This window comes from Legionella sp. 27cVA30, from assembly GCF_024160945.1.
GTDB lineage: Bacteria > Pseudomonadota > Gammaproteobacteria > Legionellales > Legionellaceae > Legionella_A > Legionella_A septentrionalis.
Map to the genome: position 1 here is coordinate 1123335 of NZ_JAMYXK010000002.1, position 25837 is coordinate 1149171.

A 25837-nucleotide genomic window follows, 5' to 3' on the forward strand; every position below is an offset into this window, starting at 1 on the left:
GGGGTTAATTTATGACAAAAACAAAATCCAGTACAATCCGTTTATTAAGTAAATCTTATGAAATCAAATGCCCCGAGAACGAGGCAGAAGGTTTGCAACGTGCTGCAATAAAGCTCAATGCTTGCATGCAGGAGAAAAAAAATCAGTTCAGGCAGCTTGATGATTATCAAATTCTGTTATTAGCCGCGTTGCAGGTAAGCCATGAATTAATCACTTGTCAAACGCAACAGGAACAGCGGCGCCATCAATTGACGGAATTCATCAGCTCCCTGGAAAGTAAAATAAATCAGGTCAGCCAAGAAAACGTTTAATTTTGTATTACCTTAAGCGCGGTGACATTTTGCAAGCCGCGCGGCAAACGATTCCCACGCCGCCCACGTTCCCCTAAGTAATGCTGTAAATCGGCTTTCTTAAGGGTGAAATGACGCTTCCCGGCACATACCATCAAAGATTCTTCAAGCGTCAGGACTTGCACATCGATAACAAACTCTTCCCTGTGCGCCAACTTGGCAGCAGGAATATTAATCAATTTATTACCCTTGCCACGAGCAAGCTCAGGCAATTCATTGCTCGCAAACAATAACAAGCGTCCGGTATTTGTTGCGCAAGCAATGTGTGCCTCAGCTTTACTGGCCAATAATCGCGGTGGCAATACCTGGCTGTTGGCTGGCAATTTCAAACAAGCTTTACCATTACGGTTTTTTACATACAATTCTTTCAGTTGTGTTAAAAACCCATAACCGGCATCGCTGGTCAACAATACCCAATCCTCAGGCTCGCCACTGATGAGTGCAGTAAACGCCATACCATCGGCGGGATTTAATTTGCCGGTAAGCGGCTCACCTTGTCCCCGAGCAGAAGGCAGCGCATGTCCAGGCAATGAATAGACTTTTCCTTCGCTATCAAAAAACAATACCAGTTGATTCGTACGTGCATTGGTTTGCGCTTTAAATGCATCGCCTGCTTTATACCCCAACTCATGGCCTGCTACGTCATGGCCCTTGGCTGCACGCACCCAACCTTTTTCCGAAAGGATTACCGTGATGGGTTCGTTGGGTAAAATATCTTCTTCTTTTAACGCTTGTGAGGTTTCCCTCTCAATAATGGGAGAACGGCGCACATCGCCATATTGTTCACGTGCAGCAATAATTTCTTCTTTTACCAAATGGCGCAAACGTGCACTGCTGCCTAAAATTTCCTGCAGGCTAAGCTGTTCTGCCTTGAGTTCATCCGCTTCTGCACGCAATTTTATTTCCTCAAGCTTTGCCAGATGCCGCAGCTTTGTCTCGAGTATGGCATCTGCTTGCCGCTCGCTTAAGCCAAAGCGCGTCATTAATGCCTGCTTGGGTTCATCCGCTTCACGAATAACGGCAATCACTTCATCAAGATTTAAATAAGCAATTAACAAACCCTGCAACACATGCAAACGATCTAAAACCTTTTGCAAACGGTGCTGCAAACGTCTGGTTACCGTATGCAGGCGAAATGTTAGCCATTCATTTAATATATCCAATAAATTTTTAACCCGAGGCTTACCATCCAAACCCACCATGTTAAAATTTACACGGTAACTGCGTTCCAAATCGGTGGTAGCAAACAAGTGCAGCATTAACCCTTCCACATCAACCCGGTTTGAACGGGGGATGATGACAATGCGCGTGGGGTGCAAGTGATCTGATTCATCGCGTAAATCTTCAACCATCGGTAATTTTTTCTGCTGCATCTGTAGCGCAATTTGCTCCATCACCTTGGCACCTGAAACTTGATAAGGCAGTGCGGTAATCACTATCTGTTGTTTTTCTACTCGATACACGGCGCGCATTTTAATGGAGCCGCCACCGGTGGCATAAATGCTTGCTAATACTTCCTTGCTGGAAATAATTTCTGCTTGCGTAGGGAAATCAGGGCCTTTGATAAATTCCAAGATGGCAGCTAAATCTGCATCCGGATACTCAAGCAAATGAATGCAGGCATTGGCAACTTCGGTTAAATTATGTGGCAAAATATCCGATGCCATTCCCACCGCAATACCCGTCGCACCATTGAGCAAAACGTTTGGAAGTTTTGCAGGCAACAATGCCGGCTCTTGCAAGGTAGCATCAAAATTATCCACCCAATCGACCGTACCTTGCTGTAATTCTGCCAGTAAAAGCTCGGCATAAGCAGATAACCTTGCCTCAGTGTAACGCATCGCTGCAAAGGATTTGGGATCATCGGTTGACCCCCAGTTACCTTGCCCATCCACAAGCGGGTAGCGATATGAAAAAGGCTGGGCCATTAAAACCATGGCTTCATAACAAGCTGAATCGCCATGAGGGTGAAACTTACCCAATACATCTCCGACCGTTCGAGCTGATTTTTTATATTTTGCCGTGGCTTTTAATCCAAGCTCCGACATAGCATATACAATCCGCCGCTGCACGGGTTTAAAACCATCGGCAATATGCGGCAGCGCACGGTCCAAAATCACATACATGGAATAATCCAGATATGCTTTTTCGGTAAATTCAGTCAGCGATTTCCGCTCAATTATATCACTCATCATGGCTTAATATTTTGGATTGGCTTTAAAAAAAGTAATAAGTATAAACAAAAAGTTTGCAAAAAAATTATTTTTTATAAATTTGTTAGCAAAAAAAACAATTTGTCAATCTGTGAATAAATTTAATAATTTTTTAAGATGTAAAACAGTTTCATCATTATCTTATTGTTTTTTAACAATTTTTTTTGTTACTGCGGATAATTTCTTCCGTATGGTACTGTGGATAACTTTGTGAATGAATAGAGTAAAACTCTGTCTGTTTTTTTAAAAAATACAAGACCCTATCATTTTAATCATCATCTCATCCCCGAAATGATATAAAAATCATAGCAGCGAACCTGGCGAAAAAGACTTAAGTTTTACTTGTACTCAACATATTGGCAAATAGGTCGGCTCATAAAACAATCAAATAAATAATTTACCCTTCATGGGCCTTGCCTTGATGCCGGATGATAAAACAATGATGAATGCGCTTGTTGCGTTTGAAATCCACATCGATCGTATCCGCACTGATATCTTGTACTTTATATTGCTCACTTATGGCCGGCGATAGCTTAAATTGCCTTAAATTAGTGGAGAAATACAATGTTCCACGTTCTTGTAGAAGGCGCATGGCAGAAGAAATTAATGCCTCATGATCACGCTGGATGTCCAACGTGGTGCTCATGCGTTTGGAATTGGAAAAACTGGGCGGATCTAGAAAAATGACGTCGAAGCGCTCCCGTGCTATTTTCATCCAGCTTAGACAATCCTGTTGTACAAACTGATGTCTGGCCAGTGGCAGCTTATTTAATTTGAAATTATCTTCTGCCCATTGCAAATAAGTTTTGGATAAATCCACATTGGTCGTAAAAGCGCCAGCCAAGGCTGCATGCACACTGGCTGTGGCAGTATAACAAAAGCAATTTAGAAAACGGGTTCCAGGCTGCAGCCCTGCAAAACGCAAACGCAAGGGGCGATGATCTAAAAATAAACCCGTATCCAGATAATCGTATAAATTCACTTTTAACCTAGCCCGACCTTCCCTCACGACCATGCTACGCCCGGTTTGATTCATTTTCTGATATTGATTTGCACCTTTTTGCTGCTGACGTCTTTTAATCACCACATGCTCAGGTTTTATACCTAATACAGCTGGAACCACTTGCAAAACGTCCAAACCGCGCTGCTCTGCCTTATGCCCGGGAATAGACGCAGGAGCTGCATATTCTTGCAAGACCACATGGTCTTCATACACATCAATCGCAAACGCATATTCTGGCAAGTCCGCATCATAGACCCGATAGCAATGGATTTCATTGCGTTTAGCCCATTTTTGTAGATGGGCGACATTTTTTTGCAAACGATTTGCAAACATTTGCGCACCCGACGACAGTTTTCCACTCGCAGCACCCTTTAATTGATTGTTTGTTAATGTGAGTGAATATAGCTTGCATTCAAGTGCACCGTTATACAAAGTGTACTGTTTATCTGCACGCAAACCGGTAGCTTTAGCCAATAATGGATTTGAAGTCAGAAAAGCCGCATGCCAACCTGGGTAAGACTCGAAAAGCACTTTCCCAAACTGCTGATACAAAGGGACTAATTGGGTTGCATCCCCCATACGCTCCCCATAAGGCGGATTGCAAATGACTAATCCTGTGCCGGCAGGAGCTTTGCATTCTGCCAATGGCTTAACAGCAAATTCCACCAAACCGGACACCCCCGCCCGCTCTGCATTGGCACGAGCCATGGCAATGAGTTGCGGTTTACTGTCTGTACCTAATAATTTTATGGAAACAGGTTTCACTTGCTGCAGGGCTTGCAATCGCATTTTTTCCCACAAGGAAGCCTGGTGCATGGCCCAATGCTGCAGTGCTTGATCCGTTCTTAACAATCCGGGGGCAATGTGGGCGGCCATCATGGCAGCTTCTATAACGAGCGTGCCCGAGCCACAAAAAGGATCATGCAAAGCAAATCCTTCGTCAGCCAATTTCGGCCACTTGGCACGAATGAGCATGGCTGCCGCGATGTTTTCTTTAAGTGGGGCAGCTCCCGCTTGAGTGCGATAACCGCGCTGGTGCAAACTATATCCCGTCAAATCAAAACTTACGGTCAGCGTGTCATGCTTGAGGTGGGCATGCAGTAAAATTTGTGGTTTATCGCGATCCACCGATGGCCGACCTCCATGCAGGCGGCGGAAATGATCAACAATGGCATCTTTAACCACCTGAGCACCATACATGGAATTGCGGATGTGCGCAGAAGAACCGTGGAATTCAATTGCCAGTGTCTTATCCGCGGCAAACACCGTTTGCCAGGGGAAATCATGACAAAGTTTATATAAAGCTTGCTCATTGTGGGCTTGTCCACTAAATAAAACAAGCTGTATACGGTTGGCCAGGCGTGTCCATAAACACAAGTGGTAAACTGTGCTTAAATTTGCCTGCCCGTAAACCCCTTGCGGACTGACTTGCGTCACCTTAAGGCCCAATACTTTTAATTCATCTTCCAAAAGATATTCCAAACCTTTGGGGCAACTGACAAATAATGAAAAATTCATTGTAAATACAACCTTAGATAACGAAACAACGCCCTGCTGGCACCCGTATTTTTTTCATTTTCCTGATCACTGACTGCCTTTTTAATCAACTGGCGTAATTGTTGCACATCATCGGGATGATAAATGTCGATGAATTCGGCTAATGCCTGATTCCCGCCTGCAATTAAACGCGCACGCCATTCTTCCGCTTGGTGAAAAGAAGCAGTTTGTGCATTTTCTTCATCTTGCAGCTTTTCATAAGCTGCAAGTATGGCTTCGTGATCGGCCGCCCGCATCAATTTGCCAATGAGCTGGGCCTGCCGCCTGCTGGCTCCGTGGCTACGGATGGATTTGGCGGCGATGATGGCTTGCTTTAATTGCGGAGTTAAAGGTAGCTTATCCAATTTATCCAAATTGAATTCAATTAATTTAACTCCAACTTTTTGTAAAGCATCTGCTTCGCGCTTTTTTTGCGATTTGCTCTTCGGCTCATCCATTGGAAACTCACGCTGATAAATAAAACGATTATATACTTACTTCCGCTCCTGCATGAAACGCTGCGAACAAAATAAGCCAATATCGACTATTGCATAGGAAGGTTTTGCCTCATTTCCCCTTCGAATTCAGAAAATGTTAATTTTTCCATCTCAACATCCAGAAAATCTTCTGTATCCTCCTCATCGGAAAAGAGTTGCCTTGCATTGGCTTTAAACAAAGCAAATGCCGCTTTGTTATCAAAAAGGGTAGGTTTGTGATAACTCAGGGGCTCGATAATTTTTTCTATCGTTTTCCCATTGTCCAAGGTTATCGTATAAATGATTTCTTTAGGGGTTTCTACCTCTTCATGGTAAATCACCTGGCCATGGACCTTGATGGTGTTAATCCCTGATTCTTCATCCAACAGCATCCTACGTATCGGATCCTCCCCATAAAATAAAAGAGTGTAGTTACTTCCCTCCGAACCTGCGTGCAAGTTATTTTTGGCTTGCTTGCCTCCCAGGCTAAAACCCTGCACGTGACATAAATGATAATGGCTGCCAAATAATTTCTTTTTTATCGTTACCCCTAATTCTTTAAAAAAATCAGCAGCCGAATAGCCAGTAACTTGTTTTTGCGAACATTCTCTTTTTTTATCCAGCCGCTCTAAGATAGTCTGACGTTCTACAATAAATTCGAAATGATTAGGTTTGCCATGTAAGCCGGGAAATTTTTTTTCCAAATGGGTTTTGGCAGGCGTATTGGTAAGAACAATTGTCTCGGATTCTTCCTGCTGTCGATACAAATCACCAACAGTAGTCTTTAATACCCTTTTATAAGGTGTCCCGTGTGGCCCGGATGCGTGCCGTCTTTTCGGAGTCAAAGTCAATTCTTCAGCTTTCCTGATTTTTTCTTCGGGTATTTCCTCTAACAGAAATTCAACAGCAGGAGAATCCATGTTTTTCCCGTGCTGCTCGATAATGGCAGCATACTTTATGCCCTGATCAGGTTGGGCCAGAATAGCCAACAGCTGGCTTGTAGGTTTCTTTTTAATCTTATCAACAGGCGACTTTGTTTTTGCAGGGCTCACGGGAGAAGACGGAGTATAATTAACTCCCGTTCTTCGCGGCCGTGCCATTTGCACACGAGTTACTTTTAATTCTTTATCGGTCGATAAGAAAAGTGTAATTATCTTTTCCACAAAAAACCTTGTCAGCTTTTTGCGTTTCTCCTTGCCTGCCTCATCCTGAATAGATTGAATAAATTCCAAATCCCGCTCTTCATCTGCTTCATAACCCCAATTGCGCAAAAATTTTATTATTCTTTTATTGGTAAAACTGGTCATACTTGTACAAAAAATGACAAAAAGGGGCGGCATTTTATCTTTTTAAACACAGTCTGTCATTAAAATTGATTCTATGAATTTAAAATAAGCACCATTGATTTATTTGAAACAATTGGATCATGACTTATCCACGAAGTAAAATTCTTTTCATTTCAATTAGTTGTGAAACCGTACAATTTTTTGGGTGGCTATTGCAGAAAAAATTAATTTATTGAAAAATGTCGCAGTTAATTACTTAACATTAGGAAAATTAAGTACTTAACAAGGAAAGCCGTTTAGGCCTACAAGTCCAAAATCACGGGAATTTATGGAAATGAATATTTTAATTTTTACAGAGCCGGATGATGCTCATGCTGTCGCCGTGCAACTTGCATTAAAAAGCATGGGGCATGCGGTGCGGTTAATATTTACGGCCGATCAACCCAGCCAGCAAACCAGCTCCATTTCAATCAATAACAGGCAATCTTCCTGGAAAGTTACAGACCCCTACCAAACCATAGCGGATGAAGAGTACGAAGTAGTATGGTGGCGTCGCGCCCGCAAACCTTTTGTCCCAAAAGAAATGAACCATCCTGATGATTACCGGTTTATTTGTCGAGAAAACCTTGCTTTTCATGAAGCTTGGACCCGACATATTGCTCCCCATGCCTGGTGGGTAAATCCCAAGGATGCCGCTGCCGCCGCAAATTCTAAAATTCTGCAACTTAAGAAAGCAGCACAATGCGGGATGAGCATCCCTCCTACTTTATTTTCCAATAACCCTAAAGATGTGCATGCTTTTTTAATGGAACATACACGTCATGGCGTGATTTATAAACCTTTATGTGCCAATTTTTGGTTCGATGAAGCTTCCCTTAAAGCCACGTATACCACGCGCATCAATGCTGCAGCTTTACCTGCTGAAGATGTGCTAAGAAGCACCCCAGGCATATACCAGCGGGCAATCCGTAAGCAGTATGAATTACGCGTCACTTGCTTTGGACACTACATTATGGCCGTCAAATTGTTTTCACAAGAACATCCTAAAGGCCAATATGATTGGCGGGCTATTCCAAGCGGAGAAATGCGCACGGAACATTATGTTTTGCCGCAAAAGCTCATTCAGCAGATCCGCCAATTCATGCAAAGCCTGGGGCTGGTCTTCGGCTCCATGGATTTTATTGTAACGGAAGATAATCAATACATTTTTTTAGAAATCAACGAGCAAGGACAGTTTTTATGGGCGGAGGAATGCAACCCTTACATACCGATGCTGGATGTATTTGTGCAATTTCTTTTAGCAAAAAAACAAAATTTTGTCTGGTCACCCTCGCAGTGCAAACACTATTTAATGGATTACCAACATGGGATTGAGCAGCAACTTACAGAACAAGCACAAAAGCATGTTTTTTTAAATGAAGCTCGGCTTTTTACCAAACTTCAACAAGAAGCCTACCACTGATTAATACGTTAAGGACAACAATAATAAAAAAGAGCGCGTTTTGGCATATCAAACAGCAACTGTGCTGGCATATGAAGATTTGCAGCAAGTAGCCGGAGGAAGGCAAGAACAAGGTTTATATTGGACATTATTCCAATCCGGCACTGCCATAGTAAATAGCAACAGTGCATCCATGAGTATGGATGGCAAGTGGGATATATAACCAGTAAACCCCGCTTCTGGCGGGGTTCTTTTGGGATTATCGAAGGAACAAATATGAAGCAATTGGGATTATTTTTTATGGGCTGCCTGCTAAATTTCAATATTTTTGCTCACGCCATTGTCGATGTTTATGGAGTAGAGGTAGAACGAAGCAAGCTATTACTACAGCGCTATGGCAAACAAATCAGCGAAGTTGAAACAGCAATCAATGCCGAAATTGAAGCCATAGTGCGAGCGCAGGGTAAAGATTTTTCCGTGATGGAAGAAATACCAGAGCCTCCCGCATTAAAAAAATTGCAGAAAAAACGCACCGCATTGCTTAATCACATTAAACAGCGCGAACATCTTCTCTTTGCGGAAGCAACAACTATTTTTTATATCCCAAACAAGGAATTGTATACCACGCTTGAGGTGGTTTCTGCAGCTCATCCTGAGCGCATGAAATTCCTGCCGCAAAAAACAGGAAAACCGTATACGAGATCCAAACAAGCCCAAGATGTCATTGCAGAAATGATAGAATATCAACGGATTCTTGCAACATTATTCAATGATAAAAAGATTCAAAAAGAAGATATTAAGCCCAATAATTGCCCGGTTTTTCATTGTATTGAAAACTTCAAGCATCCGCAGCTAAAAGCTTATCTAACTAAATTTAACCAGGGAGCCAGGCAGCAAAAGGATTTCATCTTAACCACGATCAAAAATGATCCGGATGCAGAAAGGCGAGGCGCAGCGATTTTTCTCGTTGGGCACATGAGCGATCCCTATTTTATTCTTTCCGAATTGATGCCCTATGTAGAAGACAATGAGAGTCTGGTAAAAAATAATGCCATTCGGGTAATTGGCAGCACTATGGCAAAAGCTCGCATTTATAATATTAACATCTCTCCCTTTATCAATTTATTATCTTCGCCCATTACAACGGATCGCAACAAATCTTTACTCGTCCTCTACCATGCCGCACACTTGCCTGCAGCAAAACAATTTATTCGCCGTGAAGCCAGTGAACCATTATTGCAAATGTTGCAATTAAAACAACCCAACAATCATGATATGGCATATAAGCTTTTAAAACGCATCAGCGGCAAGCAATACGGTGAATATGACATTGCAGCATGGAAGCAATGGCTTAAATCTAACGCCTAGCCATAATATTTATTATTGCATTCATCATGCCCACTGACATGGGCATGACGCTATTTTATCCTGCACACAAATGATAATGTATAAACAAGTTGGAAACATGCAAGGATTTTTCGTGATTTGGATATCTAAAATTCACCTGCTGGTTGCTTTTCTATCTACCTTAATCTTGGTTCTCTTTCATTATCTGAGCCCCTGGTTTGCCAGGCATCTGCCCGGCAATGGCAAGGCTTTTATTTCATTTGCCGGAGGAACAGCCATTGCCTATGTTTTCTTGCATATGCTGCCTAACCTGGTTGAGTACAATGAACCTATGGGCAAATTTTTAATCCAAAGCCACTGGCTTACCCCTTTTTCAGAATTGATGATTTACCTGGTGGCATTGGCGGGCTTTTTGATTTACTACGGTATGGAATTGGCTGCCGAACGCTCTAAATACTTGCAAACCCGCGGCCTTGTATATGCCTTACACTTATTCATGTTTTGCCTTTATAATTTCCTTATCACTTATACCATGTCATTACGTGCACAAGTCAGTTTAAGCGCCACAGCATTATTCACCTTTTCCATGGCGTTAAACTTTGTGTTAACCGATAAAAAATTTTCCCGCTTGCATGCCACTGAATTTAATCATGTCGGTCGTTTTATCCTGATTCTTTTTTTGTTACTCGGCTGGTTATGCTCGGTGATTTTCGAACCGGTCAATGCAGTCGTCGTCGCCTTTATGGTGGCATTTTTAGCGGGTTCTGTTTTATTGAATGTTTTTAGAGAAGAGCTTCCCGGGGGAGAGTTGGTCAGCTATTGCTGGCTGGTGTGCGGCGTTGCCGTGGTGAGTTTTATTTTATTGTTACAAATTTGGAGTACCAAGCTTTTTAATTAAATGCAAAACCTTTCTACCCGGAATGCTTAAGGCAGGATTAACTGGGCAGCTAAAAAAATATAGCCACCCAGTTAAACTATTAGCTGAGTAAATTTGTGGAAGAACTATCGTCATCATCTGACTTAGCTGCAACAGCTGCTACACCAACGATTGTTACGACAGCCAAAGCGCCAGCAGCAACCCACCCGCCACTAGACATAAAGCCATTTTGCGCTAAAGCAGCATTGCTGAATAACGCTACATAAGCAGCAGTTGTATAACGATTAATAATTTTTGAAAGTATCTTTTTCATTTCTTCATCCTTGTTATCCATGGAAAGTTTAGTGTTGCAACTTAATAGTGTAGCAACAAAATTTTTAATCGCAAATATGAATACACGCGCGTGCACTCGTACCTATCTTAAACTAATTAAACCATGTTAACTACTTATGTTTAAAATTTTTTAGTGTTGTCCTATTGATATAAAATTTATATTGCACAAAGATATTTTTTTATGAATTATGATTCATAAATCATAAAAATTAAGTTAGTTATGAAGATAGCACTTATACCCGCGCGTGGGGGTAGTAAACGCATCCCGAGAAAAAATATTAAAAATTTTTGCGGTAAGCCAATTATTGCTTATTCGATTGAAGCGGCACAAACTACCGGTTTATTCGACAAGATAATTGTTTCTACGGATGACCCAGAAATCGCAGAAGTTGCCTATGGGTTAGGGGCTGAGATACCATTTATACGCCCAGCAGAAATTGCTGATGACTTTGCCACAACGATGGATGTGATTAAACATGCTATTCGTTGGTTTGCAGAGCAAAATCAGCTCATTGATTCACTATGCTGCCTTTATGCAACCGCTCCGTTTACGCGAGCTGAAGATCTACGGCAAGCAACATTTTTGCTGACTGAAGATGTCAAGTTCGTTTTTTCGGCAACTGAATTTTCTTATCCCATCTTCCGCTCTTTCAGAATAACAGAGGGAAAGCGAATGCAACTGTTTTGGCCAGAAAATCTGCAAAAACGATCACAAGATCTCGAAAAAGCATATCATGATGCTGGTATGTTCTATTTAGGAAAAGCAACTGACTTTTTACAAGAAGAAAGCATTTTTACTGAACAATCTGTGCCCTTTTTACTTCCCCATTATCGCGTGCAAGACATTGACACGATGGACGATTGGTTGCGGGCGGAAAAGCTCTATCAATTATTAGGAGAATAATATGCTCGTTATTATTCGCACCGATGCTTCGCAATTGATAGGCTCTGGTCACGTCATGCGTTGTTTGGTATTGGCTGACGCATTGAGCAAATCTGGTCATGAAGTTATTTTTTTATGCCGGGATTTACCAGGCAATTGTTATTCAATCATTCGAGAGCGTGGTTATTTATATTTTTTGCATCCTTATCCGCCTTGTAAAAAACAGATTTACGAAACTCATCTTCCTTGTGACGATTATTCTATTTGGTTAGGCGTCAGCCAAGAAGAGGATGCTCGTGAAACACTAAATTTCATAAAAAATAGAAATGTAGACTTAATGATTACGGATATTTATGGCTTGGATATCTCTTGGGAAAAAGTAATTAAACCTGCTGTTAAAAAATTAATGGTGATTGATGATCTGGCAAATCGCTTACATACCTGTGATTTACTATTGGATCATAATTATTATCAAAATTATGAATGCAGATATGATGGGCTTGTTCCTTCATACTGCAAAAAACTATTGGGCCCAAGCTATGCCTTAATTAATCCTAAACTAGGACAAGTAAAAAAAGCACGTCAAGCTTCTGCCCCAAGCAAGCACATAATCGAGAATGTTTTGGTTTTTCTAGGCGGGATGGATGTAAAAAACTATACCGAAAAGGTTTTAGCAGGGATTTTGGATTCGGCTTTGCAACAAACTACCGTAGAGGTAGTGCTTGGCAAAGCGAATATGCATAACGATGGCATCATCGAAAAATATTCTCGATACAGTAATATTGATTTTCATATACAACCACATAATTATTTTGATTTACTGACTCGAGCTGATCTCTCGATTAACGCCGGCGGTGTGAGTGTACTTGAACGACTTTTTATAAATTTACCTTCGTTGATTATTTGCACCGCTGAAAATCAAAAACAAATATGCCACGCCTTGCAGGCTGATAACTTGGGTATTTATGTGGAAAACTTGGCTATGCTCCCTAAAACCATTAACCAATATATAAAATCATCCTTGCATATTAAAAACGCAAACTACCTTTTTGCTTCCAATCCCGAACAGAATCTCTTAAAGGAAATAACTGATGAATTCGAAAATTTTGAATTACCTACGTGAAACATATTTTCCAATTGAGCCCCAGCAAAAAAATATTGCTCTACGGCGTTTTATGATAAGTGATACGCAATTACTCTATCAATGGCGCAATCATCTTTCAGTACGGGAGCAATCTCTTGACAATAAAATCATTGCATTTCCCGAGCACCAACTTTGGTGTGAAAAAAAAGTAAATGATGCCAATTGCGTTTTCTTAATGGCAAGCCATGCAGGGCAGCTAATTGGTACAGTGCGCTATGATGTTGATAATACAAAAGCCATGGTAAATATTTATCTTGCTCCACAGGCACAAGGCAAAGGCTATGGAAAACAAATTTTGCTAGAATCAATTCGTTATATGCAAACCCTAAATAATACGGATAAACTCTTAGCACAAATTAAGGAAACGAATTTAGCCTCCGTAAAAATGTTTGAGAGCTGCGGATTTATCAAACAAACCAATTAAAAAGGATTTATTATGTTTAAAATCGCACATTATACAATCAGTAAAGATAACGTCCCTTTTATCATAGCGGAAATGTCCGGCAATCATAATCAATCCCTGGATAAAGCATTGGCTATTGTAGACGCTGCAGCTGATGCCGGAGCACATGCTCTAAAGTTGCAAACGTATACAGCGGATACCATGACTTTAAAAGTCGATCAGGATGATTTTAAAATTCTAGATGAGAAAAGCTTATGGTATGGCCGTCACTTATATGAGTTATATGAAGAAGCTCACACACCTTGGGAATGGCATAAACCCATTTTTGCTCAAGCGCAAAAACGTGGTTTAATTTGCTTTAGTACCCCCTTTGACGAAACAGCGGTAGACTTTCTTGAAGAGCTTAATGCACCAGCATATAAAATTGCTTCTTTTGAAAATACAGACGTTCGATTGATTAGAAAAGTCGCCGCCACCGGAAAACCTGTCATTATTTCTACCGGCATGGCTTCTTTAGAGGATTTAATGCTTATAACTCACACCCTGCGTGAAGCAGGATGTAGTAATTTTGTATTATTGAAATGCACAAGCGCCTACCCCGCCTCACCTCTTGAAGCCAATATTAGAACCATCCCTCACCTTGCTGAAATGTTTAATTGTCAGGTGGGTTTGTCTGATCACACTATGGGTATCGGTGTACCTGTTGCCGCGATAGCATTAGGGGCGACGGTAATTGAAAAACATTTTTGTCTTTCAAGAGCAGAAGGCGGGGTGGATGCCAATTTTTCCTTGGAGCCACACGAATTAAAGCTTTTAGTGGAAGAAACAAAAAGAGCTTGGGAGTCGCTTGGAAAAGTACATTATCAAGCTTCGCAAACGGAAGAGAAATCAAAACAATTTAAACGTTCAATTTATTTTACAAAACATATGAAAATGGGCGAAACCATCACCGCAGAATGCATTCGTTGTGTTCGCCCCGGATATGGATTGGCCCCTAAATACTGGACTGAAATCATTGGGAAAAAAGTAACGCAAGAGATAGCGGCAGGTACTCGTACCCATTGGGAATTAATTGATTAGTCTTTTTCTGAAATTAAAGCCAACATCTTGGCCAGGAATTCCTGGCCACTGTTTTATAAGGATATACTATGTTGAAGATATGGAAAAAATTTAAAAATAATACAAAAAAGGGACTTTTAATAAATGCAAATAAAATTAAAAAACTATTTCACTCTAGTTTTTTAGACCTTAATGCAAATTCTATAAATGCTTTTGACCCCGGAAAAGAAATAGCCTTAATTTGGGATATTAGAAAAAAACAGGCGTTTTTTTCTAATTTCTTTAGTGACTATCAAGTATTTTTTATCCAAAAAGAAAGAGATTTTTATAAGCTTCAGAAACTCGTGCCCCTAGAAAAGCCTAAAATATCATTATTTATTACCCACCTCAGTAGCGCACGCGCCTACAACCTCGCCTTGAAATTTGCTGCTAAAAATAACATCCATGCTTATTTTTTAAGAAGAGGTTTTATTGGTCATCCCCAATATCCCAAAGCATATGCTGCCTTTCTGGAAGAAAAAATTGTTGTAGGGGAAAAAAAGCTGCATAAACATTATCTGTACAACCAGATTAAAAATCTGGAAATCGATGCAGGAACTTTAAAACAAGCCCACTTACTAAGAAAATTATATATTGCTTTAAAACTTGGCTATTCATATAACCCAACTTTAATTAATACAAAAAAATTTTTAGGGCCTAAGTTAAAAAAACGAATTCTTATAATTCCGGCAAGAAAAAATAATTTTTATTATTTTTGGCAAAAGCCTGTAGGGCTTCTTACCCAAGCGATAGAAGAAAACCCCGATGCGGAATTTTTATATTATGATGACAAGAAAAAACCTAGTCATGATTTAATCTATAAAAAAATTAACATCAATGGAAAAGTCTACCAATACCGCATTATTACCAAGGCAATTTCTTTAACTGAAGTAATTAATCTTAGCGATCACATTTACACAAAAAACGCGCTTAATGCCATAGATGCTATTTTTTATGAGAAACAATTAACAGTTACAGGTACGCCATTTTATTCTGGCTGGGGATTAACAGATGATCGCTCTTCTAATTTAAAATCCCGCGGCTCATTATCAGTTGATCAATTGTTTGCTCTTTTATTTTTAAAATGTACGCGTTATTCCATCATCCACGAAGATTCAGCTTCTGGCTTATTAGCGACCATGTTTGAAATTTTAGGATATTCAGAGCTGTGTGCCTTAAAAACTCTAGAAAAAACATTAGTACCCAACCGCAATTTATTATCCTTACTTTGCGAAAGTGAATATTGGCCAATAATTTTTGATCTTTTGAAATCAAAAAAATTAACAAAACATGACTTACAATTGATTAAAAATCATTTAAATTTTTCCTCCGATTACATTTTCGGAAAAAAAGCCAACTATGCCCTCGCTTCAGCAATCATTGGCCTCGTTGCTAATAATCAGAACTATTTTACTCCATTAATAACCGCTTTGAAGAGAAAAGTCCCCAGCGAAGATATTATTGGAGTCTTGCAAAAGGGTCTAAAACTCGGCGAATCGGATGCCACTATTATGGAAATAGCCCAAATTTTAGCCCAAGGAAGAGAATGGGAAAAAAGCTATGAACTTTTAGAACATCTTATGGATTTTTACCAAAAAAAATCCACACTCCATAATGCTGAGGAGGAAATAAATCCTATCGCTCAAAAGCGTCTCGATACCTCACTTGCCCGGGAAACGTATGAAACAGAATACAATGCAGCAAAAGCGTTAATTGCGCTAAAGCGCTATGCAGAAGCAGAAGAGATCTTTTATAAATTACTGTTAAGCGGTTTAGTAACCCGTGAAGTTTTCTTCCAACTCGCTGAAATTGCAAAAGCAACTTTTCATTTTCACGACGCTATTAATTTATACAAGATTTTATTTAGATTTGAAAAATTGGGCAATCATAATGCTGCGCAGATTGCTCAAGCCTCAGTTTCCTATTTTATCGGGGATGGAATTAATATTATACGTTCTCTTTCGATTGCCATTAAAAAAGACCCTTCTGCATTTTCACAAATCCTTTTGAATAAAGATATTTTGGAAACACAGTTTGGCGATTGTTTTGCCTATGATCGCGCCTTTTTTTATGCTTCCCAACAACGATTAAGTCATGAGGAAAAAACTGAGTTAATGCATTTAGGTGTGGCTAAAGCTTATATGGTGATGGGAAAGGCCGATGAACAAGTAAAAATTTTAAAGCAAATTAAATACCCTGCACAAACATTACCTTATTATCTTGCCCTAGCCAGCGCATGCACATTGTCCGGGCAATATCAGGAAGCACGAAAAATATTGGAAGAATTAATTATCCATTTCCCATCATTAAGAGTTTACCAAGAAGCCGTAAAACTAGCGATTCGCATGGATGAATATCAATGGGCAAAAGAACTTTTTGCACAGGCAGAGGCTTGTAATATTAAACGATTTGGCGTGCCCGTAGATGAGATATTGCTAAGAAAATATAATTTTGCAACGAACAACATTTACGAAGCTTATCGCAGCTATAGGGACCATATTCGCTGTGCAACCTTAAAATTGGTATTAGGGAATAAATACATACAATCTTCAAACGGCTGTACAGCCAAAAGTATTTTGGTTCTTGCTTTTTTTGGGCCAGGTGATGAAATCAGATTCTCTGCTTTATATCCCCAGATGAGCAATCTTTTTCCCAATAAAAAAGTTACCTTTACTTGCGAACCCCGTTTATATGAATTATATGTAAATTCTTACCCTGATTTAGACTTTCTTCCCGTTCCTCGGCAACGAAAATTAAGTTATAAACTCGATTTAAATCAATATAATAAGTTACCTACCTTAGAGTTGCATGATTTATTTGACAATCAAGCTTGGTTGATTGCTCAAGAATACGAGGCAATCACGCTGGCATGTGATCTCTTAGGGGATATCATTAAAGATAAGCACTCCATCAGTGGAAAACCATTCTTATCTCCTTCCTTGCCCCTAAAACAAAAATGGCTAAAAAAAGTTCCCACGAACACCATTAATATAGGGATTAGCTGGCGCAGCAGCTTAGTCACTTATGCACGTGATGAACACTACCTGACCATAGAAGATTTACAACCATTATTTGCTGCATTTGCCAACACTAATGTGCAATTTTTTAACTTCCAATACGATGATTCAGAAGCAGAAATTGCATGGGTGGAAAAAAATTGTAATGCTAAAATAGTAAACTACACCGATTTGGATCAATACAATGACCTTAGTTCAGTGGCAGCACTGATGTCATGCATGGATTTAATGATAGCACCTGCCACTACAGTTGTTGAACTAGCTGGCAGTTTAGGTTGTAAAACTTTCTTATTATCTAACTCATCCGAGTTACATTGGCGAAAATTGGATGAAAATGAAAAAACAGACGTTTGGTACCATAATGTAAATCACATAGAGGGTGATTATATTGGCAACAAAAAAACACTGGTTCTTAACTTAATTAAAGCAATAAACAATTTTATTACTAGCACAGAAGAAAATTCCTCAAAATTTTTACCCAGTTCAGAGTTAACCATTAATTCTTGAAGGCCGCTTAACAAGGCTTTTAGGAGGTAGGGAGCTATAGAATCTAGTATTTATTTTTCAAATTGATCTGACCGGTATTATCTTCACGAAATTACCTGTCAGGTCAAATCCATTGGTTGCCGCCAAAAAAAGCTTTGTAAGTTCCTGCATCTTAATGGATTTAACATACAAATTTAGTTTTACTGGAATGCTCCCCACTAAAACCGGTCCAGCTAGTTGTTAACTAACGACTAGTAATAGGACTAGTATTATGACTATATCTAAAGAAGCGGAAGTAATAGAAGTAATTCATTCAAGTAGCTCAAGACGTCGCTGGGTTTATATGAGAAGCAACAGATAGTACAAGAGACTTATCAACCTGGGATGACAGTCTCGTATGTAGCCAGAAAACATGGTATATGACCCAATGAATGCTATTGCTTTGATGGACAATTTGGATAGTTGGTTTGAGGACTATAATAATATTGCCCCTCACAAGGGATTAAAAATGATGGCTCCCAGAGAATATCGAAGAGCTATTATAGGTAACTAGATGGTTCGGTTTAACGGGGGCAACTCCACTAATTCTGAGAATTAACATAATATTACCTGAAACTAACTATATAAATGCTCTATATGCCAGTTGCAGAATTTATTCTTAATAAAATTACACAGATGTACTAACTGACTCTTTTATTCCTTGCTCGGCCAATTTTTTTATTTGGATGTTTGTCGGAAGCTTTGCCTGAAATTTAGTAAAATCAATAAAACCTGATTGAGAATCGCTACTTAACGGTATAAATTTTTCAACTATCCGCGAAGCCACCAAGGTCATCTTCGGATCGCCGTGTTCTAAAAACATTGAAATTTTATCTTCTTGCCAGCGAGGTATGCCCACTTTATCGTTGGTTACCTGACGGATAGAATAATCGTTAAGGATGGATATTTCATCAGTTCCCATATAGCAAATTAAGAATGCAGCTTTTTTTCTAATTTCTTCGCTGGGCTTTTCATATTGCATACTTAAAAGATATTTTTCATATTGTTCTCTAGATTCAGGATAAATAAGATTAACTGGATAGTCATATTTGCCAAAATAAGAGCACATCATCACCGGCACTCCCTGTGCCGCTAACTCTAAGCCTGCCGAACCATTCCATAAAATGGCCAAGTCAAGATAAGGTGCTAGTGCATGCGTATTGAGATCGCGATGGGCCAATAACTTAACATTGGGCTTAAACTCGATATGAATTAAATCACTAAAAGTTTCTACTAAATCTAAAGCGATTTCCGGGCGCAATTCATGCGGATGAGGTTTTAGTAATAAAACAATTCCAGTATTATCTCCACAAATGCCTATAGTATGATTAATCCAATCTGCCATATCACTGTGCGCCGGCCCTCCATCATAAGGAACAGCTAAGTCACAAGGGACTTTGCCAAAACAACAAATGATTTTTTTCCCCTGCTTTTTTTGTTGTATTAAAAAGTCGAGCCATTTTTGTGCTTGCGCATCATCACTAGAACTGTTGCGATTTACATTGATTAAATTATTCGCTTGCGAAAGATAAGTTTTATTATCGTAATTTTTATTATACCAGGCATTAAACATATCTTCGCGCGGAAGAAATGGGGCCCGGGTATTTTTATGTAAAGTCATATCCGTAACGCACATGGTGTGTGAGTATTTACTGCCTAGATTAGAAAAATAATTTTCATAAGCAACATTTGCACTAACAAAAGACATTAATGGATGATCCATATGGCGGCAATAATCTCGCATTACAGAAAATGGGGTTACATGCGCATTGCCACTTAGAAAAACGACGGGAATTCCTCTTTGTACTACCTCTGTGAATATTTGTTTGCAGACAGTTAAGGTTGTATCCGAACGGTTTAAATTGCTGATAAAATCTCTATGAATTGCCGGTTGATTAATATCAACGAAAAAAATCCTATGAGTTACTGATAATCGCTCATAAAAACCCTGGTAATAATTAACTCCATCAGCACTAACGATGCGGTTTTTCCAATTTACATACCACGATTGTTTTAACACGGGACTAGCTAAATTTGCTGGAATGGAATCAGCAAATTTATCAATATACTCCAAACCTGTATGAGCCTTAGGCAGCATTCCTTGCGTTAAGTTAATGACCGCAAAACCCATTTTTTTAATTTCTTTCAAACAAGGAGCCAGCATTGCCAATGTATTAAAGCATTTTTGTGAAGCAATAAAAACAACACCTTTGGGCAACTTAGGCTGAGAGTGCGAATTTAAAATCTCTGCAGCACGCATGCTAAATTCAATTTTGCTTATTTCAGCCTCAATTGCTACCCTTTTTTCTGGTGACATTAATCTTTGCCGGTATTGCTGTAGAATACCTTTTGCTCTAGCAAATTCACCTATATTAACTAACGAACGCGCATAATCGACGAGCTTTTTTTGTTCATTTCTAGAGTTTTCATCTAACTGACTATATTTGGCGATATAAGTTTTGTAATTGCCTCGAGCTAACTCATATTCAAAGGATAGATTTTCTATATTTTTTGCAGTTTGGGGGCTTTTCATGCGCTGCAGAATATCTTGCGCTAATTCATAGTAACCTTTTTTTAATAAAAACCTAAACAAGGTAAAAAAATGTGCAGCACGTGTAGCTAAAGCACCACAGTGTTTCAGCTGTCCATCAGAAAAAGAAAATTTGTTAGCAAATAATTCTAAATGATTTTTGTAAGCCTCGATCACGCCTGACGCATCATCAAGACTTTGGCAATATAAAGCTTGGTTTAAAAATACATCATAGTTATCGGGAAAAGAGTTGCTTAAAATCTTTTTATAATAATTGGCAAGTTGCTGTTGTAATATATTGCGTTTTGCTGCATTACGTTCACTTCTGGCTGGTCTTTGTAATAATATATCGCATAACTTACACAAGATATTATGGTGGAACTCATCATGAGTGCATATTCTATCGATAAGTTCTGCAAGCTCGTCATATTGAATATTTAAAGACAAACAACGACAATAATTTAATAGTAATTCGTAATCACTCTCTAAAATCTTACCTTCTACAAACAAGTGCTTATTTAAGTTGGGCACATGTTTAATTATTCTTCCACTTGCATTCTTTAGACAGGTAGCCAAATGGTAGAAAAAATTATTAAGCAGATAATAAGATTGTTGTAATGTATGGACCTGCTCAACTAAATATTCTAAACAATAATTGCAATATGCAACTAGCGCATCATAATTACCTGACTTAATAAGCAGAGAAGAAAACTGCATAAAATCATTTAAACTAAAATCTTGTTTGGCAATAGCCAATATTTCCTCTATTTTCCCTACCCCATGAGCGCCTGTCCCTTGCAAATAAAGAAATAACTTTAACGATGCAGGAAGGTATTTCTCGCAATAAGTAAGCCATTCCTTGTTTAAAGCATGGTTAGATACGGCAAATAAATTTGAATTTTTTAGCCGTTCAACTAAAAAAAACGCAGAAAACTCAAAAAAATCAATAGCTTGATTACTGAGCGGATGGAAATATGTCGGTGTTAGCAAATACACACAGGCAAACAATTCTTCCAAATTTAATGTACGTGGTCTTTTGATCCGTTTATTTCTATCATCAGTTAGCCCCCACCCGGCATAAAACGGCCTACCATAAGTGGTAACTTTCTTCCCATAGAAAAGAGCATCTAAGCCAATAACTGCATCCACAGTTACCACATGCTCAACTTGATTAAGCAGCTCATGTATTGGCAAGCTTTCATCAACAATGGTACAAAATTTTTTCATGTATCCTGGAATTTCACTCGAGGCTTCAGGGTGAGGTTTGAAAAATATATCTGCCTCGGGGTGATCATTTTTGGCAAATTGAATTAAATCTCTGTTGCTAATATATTTTTTTAACCTTGAAGATAGGTGAGTCTGCTCTTTTTGCCCAAGTACTAATACACTGTAAAGCTTCTCTTTCTTTAAAGGGATGCTCGTATCCAGCAAACTAAAATAATTAGTTATTTTAGCTACCCGCATATGCTCAATACCCTGACGGGCACGGGTGATTACATGCTTATCCACTGCAAAATTATACTGGTTTAAAATTTGCTTAAGCTTTGACTGCGTAGGGCGTTTGTAGTTTTCTTGCTTATATATTACTAATGGCAAAATTAATGAATGATGAGAAATATGATTTAAACCTTGTAAGGGGCCATTTTCCAGAGCCAGCACAGCAAGTTTATTTTTCTTTGCATATAGCAACGCTTTCTTAGGAATCACGTTACCATAAGTAATAAATGTCAAACTTGTATATTCAGGAAGTTCGGCTAATGAGCGCAACACCCTTCGCCATGATGCCTTCCCAAAAACAAAAGCCGTTTTATAATCTGTAAATGCAGCACTTATAGCTTTGCGTTGCTTTACGTGAACTCCCCACAAGATAGCTATTGGCATTAACTTTTCTTTTTGCCAGGCATATCCTATAAAATCAAACGCAGGAGAAAATGAAGGCAGCAAAGAGGCAATCTTTTTGCGGTTAAAAAACATGTAACAACTCCTGTATTCTTAAGATTCCTAAAATACTAAGTCTTCAGTCTTTTCTTTTAGTTTATTAACACACCCCAATTGCTCAATAATAGACAGAATATTTCCGTATGGATATCTAGGGTAAAGAAGATATGCTGCACAAAAAATTTCTTCCAACGTTCTTTTTCTAATTCGCCGCTCTATTGGTTGTCGATCATCAGTGATCCCCCAGTTTGAATAAAAAGGTGCACCTACACAAATCACCGGTAAACCAAATATTAACGCTTCAAACCCCATCAATGAGGTAATGGTATATACTTTCTCAACTTCAGCAAATAAGGCGGAAGGCGCAATGTCACTTGCGATTACTGTACAAATAGAGGAAATTTCTGTAAAAGAGGCAGGATTATTTTCTATTGCAGCAAGTACATCAGGATGAATCTTATAAATGATTTCACAATCGGGATTCTCTGCATGTGCTAATTTAACCAAATCATTATTAGTAATTGGTTTAGCACACCCATAACGGATAGAAGCATCTTGTTCCACTTGCCCTATGACTAAAATCCTCTTGCGCTTTTTAGAGCCAATAAGCGAACTCAGACTAATTTTAGGGGCGTGATTATACTTACTAACTCCGTATTTTTTGATTAACTCCATGCATTCTTTAGCATGCAATATTTCTTGTGAACTAAAATCATGAAAATTCAGCAAATTTTCTAAATCGGAAGGCGCACTAGAATTGAAATACAAGCCTGTAAAATCCGCAGCTAAAGACAACGGCTTGCTTCTTTTTTTACCCAGTTCGGTCGATCTTAAAAAACCATCTTCGACGCGAATAAGCTTGATAGCCTTATTGAAAATTTTTTTGTATTTAGGTGCCTCATTATAACCCCATATAATTAGTGTATAATTCTTATTCACTAATTGTTTGAAAATAAATTTGATATAATTCTTTCGTTTTAAATAAAATAAATTATATTCTGGGAAAAAATCCCCGATAAATTCCCTCTTCCATTGGTTGAAAAAAAGCAAAACAGCCACGGGCTTTGCCTCACGACCCCAGGTAATGGGCTCACAAATTTTATCTAGGCGTAGTCTGCGGCCAAAGATAGGGATAAAAAATTTCCTTATCCTTTGCTGCAATGTGTTATACGAGAAGCGGATCATTTTAGTTTCGTTATGAAATTGCTGTCATCGTGTCAAGGCACACGGCTCTTGCCATATGATGCAAAACATAAGAAATTTCTTCTGCCGATATATCTGGGAACATAGGTATGGAAATAGCTTTTTCGTAATATTGCTCAGCAATGGGAAAATCGCCTTTGCGAAAACCCAGTTTCTGATAATAAGGTTGAGTATGGATAGGAATATAATGCACGTTTACTCCAATTCCTTGTTCACGCAAATATTGGAACACTTCCGCACGGTTCTCCACCTGCACAATATATAGATGGTACGCCGATTTTTGATAATCAGGTTGGTAGGGGATAACAAACGGCAATTTACTTAGATAGGCATCATATTGTGTCGCTAATTTGCGCCTGGATGCAATGAATGCATCTAAACGTTTTATTTGACTGTAGCCTAATGCACATTGTATATCCGTTATGCGGTAGTTAAAACCCAACGCTAGCTGTTCATAATACCAAGGGCCATGATCCGTTTGCATAAGACTTCGGTCACGCGTGATGCCGTGGCTACGTAACATTAAGAGTTTTTCATACAACGCCGCGTCATTGGTTGTAACTGCTCCTCCTTCACCTGTGGTTATAATTTTTACAGGGTGAAAGCTAAAAACAGCAGCATCTGAGTAGGAACAAGATCCTACTTTTTTGTTTTTGTATTCCGCGCCAATTGCATGAGATGCATCTTCAAGCAAATAAAAACCATACTTTTCGGCCAAGAAATGCAGGGCTTCCATGTCGCAAGAAAGCCCTGATAAGTGCACCGGTACAACCATTTTGGGTTTTTTATTCCCTTTTTTAAGCTTATCTTCCAAACGGTTTGGGCACAGGTTATATGTTTTGTCATCAATATCGACAAAATCTACCCGTGCCCGACAATACAAAGCACAATTACTCGAAGCAACAAAGCTGATTGGGGAAGTCCATAATTCATCCCCCTCGCCAAGTCCCATTGCCAAACAAGCAATATGCAGAGCTGATGTTGCACTATTTACTGCTACAGAGAATTCAGCTCCTACATAATTTTTAATCTGCTCTTCAAATTGGGTAACTGCAGGTCCTTGCGTCAAAAAATCAGATTTTAAAACTTCTATAACAGCAGTAATATCTTCTTGTGATATGTTTTGCCTACCGTAAGGAATGGATCTCATTATTCAACCTCCGCCGCCTTAAAAACAGCCTTGTTGTTATGTAGGGAAGAAAGCGGTAAATCGAATTTCAAGCCTAATGCTATCTCATTAAATGCTCTAATTTCATCAGCATTAAGAAAATGAGGATTGGTGCCCGAACTATATTCAAAAGCATCCACAACAGGATAACCTTTTTCCTCGATTGCGTTTATAGAGTAATCCAGTTCTGCATGATGGAATTTAATAGTCGGTCGCAAAACATAATGATCATGAAATTCTAAGGTTAAATGTGAATCATCCGCAGGACACATGATTTCATGCAGTTTTTCCCCCGGACGAATACCGATAACACGTTTTTCCATATCGGGTGCCATGACCATAGCCAAGTCAATAATACGCACAGAAGGCAGTTTAGGTACGAATATTTCGCCCCCATGCATACGCTTAAAGCTTTGTAACACAAAATCCACACCCTGTTGCAAACTAATCCAAAAACGTGTCATTCGATCGTCAGTAATTGGTAAGAAAGCCGCATTGTCTTTTATTAAACGATAAAAAAATGGCACAACGGAACCTCTTGAGCCGACTACGTTCCCATAACGGACTACCGAAAAAATAGGCCCATTTTTTCCTGCAATATTATTGGCCGCCATAAATAATTTATCTGACGCCAGCTTGGTTGCCCCGTATAAATTAATAGGATTGGCAGCTTTATCTGTAGATAAAGCGATGACTTTCGTTACATTATTCTTAATAGCAGCATCAATGACATTCTCTGCGCCATAAATATTGGTTTTGATGCATTCGATTGGATTGTATTCAGCTGCAGGTACTTGTTTTAATGCTGCGGCGTGCACTACATAATCGATGCCGCGCATCGCTTCACTCAAACGCTCTTTATCGCGCACATCGCCGATAAAATATCTCATGCATTTTGCATTGTAATAAGCGCTCATTTCCGATTGCTTCAGCTCGTCACGAGAGAAAACAATAACTTTGTTAGGTGTGTATTTTTCTAGGATGGTTTTAATAAATTTTTTACCAAAAGACCCAGTGCCACCAGTAATTAAAATATTCTTATTATTAAACATACTTGTAACCTACC

General features: G+C 39.1%; 20 protein-coding genes. 11 read left to right on the plus strand and 9 right to left on the minus strand.

Translation table 11 applies throughout. The annotated features are described in order from the left end of the window. The first annotated feature begins 11 nt into the window (after positions 1 to 11). On the plus strand, positions 12 to 311 hold the full coding sequence (locus NKV53_RS10710) for a cell division protein ZapA (RefSeq protein ID WP_126953212.1): 300 nt from the start codon (positions 12 to 14) through the stop codon (positions 309 to 311). Here NKV53_RS10710 and parC read toward each other — a convergent pair. From parC to NKV53_RS10730, 4 genes are all read right to left on the minus strand, one after another. Beyond that, positions 308 to 2542 carry a DNA topoisomerase IV subunit A gene (gene parC, locus NKV53_RS10715; protein WP_126953336.1) on the minus strand — a complete coding sequence of 745 codons (2235 nt, stop codon included), beginning with the start codon at positions 2540 to 2542 and terminating at the stop codon, positions 308 to 310. The two genes, NKV53_RS10710 and parC, sit on opposite strands and share 4 nt — an antisense overlap. A 418-nt stretch (positions 2543 to 2960) precedes the next feature. Beyond that, positions 2961 to 5084, minus strand: a complete 2124-nt coding sequence (gene rlmKL / locus NKV53_RS10720; RefSeq protein ID WP_253351103.1) for a bifunctional 23S rRNA (guanine(2069)-N(7))-methyltransferase RlmK/23S rRNA (guanine(2445)-N(2))-methyltransferase RlmL — start codon at positions 5082 to 5084, stop codon at positions 2961 to 2963. Next, the gene (yjgA, locus tag NKV53_RS10725) at positions 5081 to 5560 is read right to left on the minus strand and encodes a ribosome biogenesis factor YjgA (RefSeq protein WP_126953214.1); all 480 of its coding nucleotides are present in this window, start codon (positions 5558 to 5560) and stop codon (positions 5081 to 5083) included. Before yjgA ends, rlmKL begins: the two co-directional genes overlap by 4 nt. Before the next feature lie 86 nt (positions 5561 to 5646). Further along, complete coding sequence (locus tag NKV53_RS10730) at positions 5647 to 6885, minus strand: hypothetical protein (RefSeq protein ID WP_127111025.1); 1239 nt, start codon at positions 6883 to 6885, stop codon at positions 5647 to 5649. 313 nt (positions 6886 to 7198) lie between these two features. Between NKV53_RS10730 and NKV53_RS10735 the strand changes: the two genes are divergently transcribed. The 4 genes from NKV53_RS10735 to NKV53_RS10750 all read left to right on the plus strand — a co-directional run bounded on the left by NKV53_RS10735 (position 7199) and on the right by NKV53_RS10750 (position 10550). Next, the gene (locus tag NKV53_RS10735) at positions 7199 to 8326 is read left to right on the plus strand and encodes a RimK family alpha-L-glutamate ligase (RefSeq protein WP_127111024.1); all 1128 of its coding nucleotides are present in this window, start codon (positions 7199 to 7201) and stop codon (positions 8324 to 8326) included. A 40-nt stretch (positions 8327 to 8366) separates the two neighbouring features. Beyond that, positions 8367 to 8528 carry a hypothetical protein gene (locus tag NKV53_RS10740; protein ID WP_253351104.1) on the plus strand — a complete coding sequence of 54 codons (162 nt, stop codon included), beginning with the start codon at positions 8367 to 8369 and terminating at the stop codon, positions 8526 to 8528. A 53-nt stretch (positions 8529 to 8581) separates the two neighbouring features. After that, positions 8582 to 9673 carry a hypothetical protein gene (locus NKV53_RS10745; protein WP_253351105.1) on the plus strand — a complete coding sequence of 364 codons (1092 nt, stop codon included), beginning with the start codon at positions 8582 to 8584 and terminating at the stop codon, positions 9671 to 9673. A 76-nt stretch (positions 9674 to 9749) separates the two neighbouring features. After that, positions 9750 to 10550 (plus strand): ZIP family metal transporter, encoded by an 801-nt coding sequence (locus NKV53_RS10750; protein WP_253351106.1) that lies wholly within the window; start codon positions 9750 to 9752, stop codon positions 10548 to 10550. 79 nt (positions 10551 to 10629) lie between these two features. Here NKV53_RS10750 and NKV53_RS10755 read toward each other — a convergent pair whose 3' ends face one another. Beyond that, positions 10630 to 10842 carry a hypothetical protein gene (locus tag NKV53_RS10755; protein ID WP_253351107.1) on the minus strand — a complete coding sequence of 71 codons (213 nt, stop codon included), beginning with the start codon at positions 10840 to 10842 and terminating at the stop codon, positions 10630 to 10632. 240 nt (positions 10843 to 11082) lie between these two features. Between NKV53_RS10755 and pseF the strand changes: the two genes are divergently transcribed. From pseF to NKV53_RS12095, 6 genes are all read left to right on the plus strand, one after another. Further along, positions 11083 to 11766, plus strand: coding sequence for a pseudaminic acid cytidylyltransferase (gene pseF, locus NKV53_RS10760; RefSeq protein ID WP_253351108.1), 684 nt, complete (start codon positions 11083 to 11085; stop codon positions 11764 to 11766). Between the two features lies 1 nt (position 11767). Beyond that, on the plus strand, positions 11768 to 12868 hold the full coding sequence (gene pseG / locus NKV53_RS10765; RefSeq protein ID WP_253351109.1) for a UDP-2,4-diacetamido-2,4,6-trideoxy-beta-L-altropyranose hydrolase: 1101 nt from the start codon (positions 11768 to 11770) through the stop codon (positions 12866 to 12868). Further along, positions 12837 to 13313, plus strand: coding sequence for a GNAT family N-acetyltransferase (locus NKV53_RS10770; protein WP_253351111.1), 477 nt, complete (start codon positions 12837 to 12839; stop codon positions 13311 to 13313). Before pseG ends, NKV53_RS10770 begins: the two co-directional genes overlap by 32 nt. A gap of 12 nt (positions 13314 to 13325) precedes the next feature. Beyond that, positions 13326 to 14372, plus strand: coding sequence for a pseudaminic acid synthase (gene pseI / locus NKV53_RS10775; protein WP_253351113.1), 1047 nt, complete (start codon positions 13326 to 13328; stop codon positions 14370 to 14372). 323 nt (positions 14373 to 14695) lie between these two features. Next, on the plus strand, positions 14696 to 17914 hold the full coding sequence (locus tag NKV53_RS10780; protein ID WP_253351115.1) for a hypothetical protein: 3219 nt from the start codon (positions 14696 to 14698) through the stop codon (positions 17912 to 17914). 336 nt (positions 17915 to 18250) lie between these two features. After that, the gene (locus NKV53_RS12095) at positions 18251 to 18316 is read left to right on the plus strand and encodes a hypothetical protein (protein WP_371923216.1); all 66 of its coding nucleotides are present in this window, start codon (positions 18251 to 18253) and stop codon (positions 18314 to 18316) included. Positions 18317 to 18560: 244 nt separating this feature from the next. On the opposite strand, the gene NKV53_RS10785 is transcribed toward NKV53_RS12095, so the two are convergent. From NKV53_RS10785 to pseB, 4 genes are all read right to left on the minus strand, one after another. Then, complete coding sequence (locus tag NKV53_RS10785) at positions 18561 to 22436, minus strand: hypothetical protein (protein WP_253351118.1); 3876 nt, start codon at positions 22434 to 22436, stop codon at positions 18561 to 18563. Between the two features lie 27 nt (positions 22437 to 22463). After that, positions 22464 to 23459 (minus strand): hypothetical protein, encoded by a 996-nt coding sequence (locus NKV53_RS10790; protein ID WP_253351120.1) that lies wholly within the window; start codon positions 23457 to 23459, stop codon positions 22464 to 22466. A gap of 136 nt (positions 23460 to 23595) precedes the next feature. Next, on the minus strand, positions 23596 to 24753 hold the full coding sequence (gene pseC, locus NKV53_RS10795) for a UDP-4-amino-4,6-dideoxy-N-acetyl-beta-L-altrosamine transaminase (RefSeq protein ID WP_253351122.1): 1158 nt from the start codon (positions 24751 to 24753) through the stop codon (positions 23596 to 23598). Beyond that, the gene (gene pseB / locus NKV53_RS10800) at positions 24753 to 25823 is read right to left on the minus strand and encodes a UDP-N-acetylglucosamine 4,6-dehydratase (inverting) (protein ID WP_253351124.1); all 1071 of its coding nucleotides are present in this window, start codon (positions 25821 to 25823) and stop codon (positions 24753 to 24755) included. Before pseB ends, pseC begins: the two co-directional genes overlap by 1 nt. Positions 25824 to 25837: the final 14 nt, after the last annotated feature.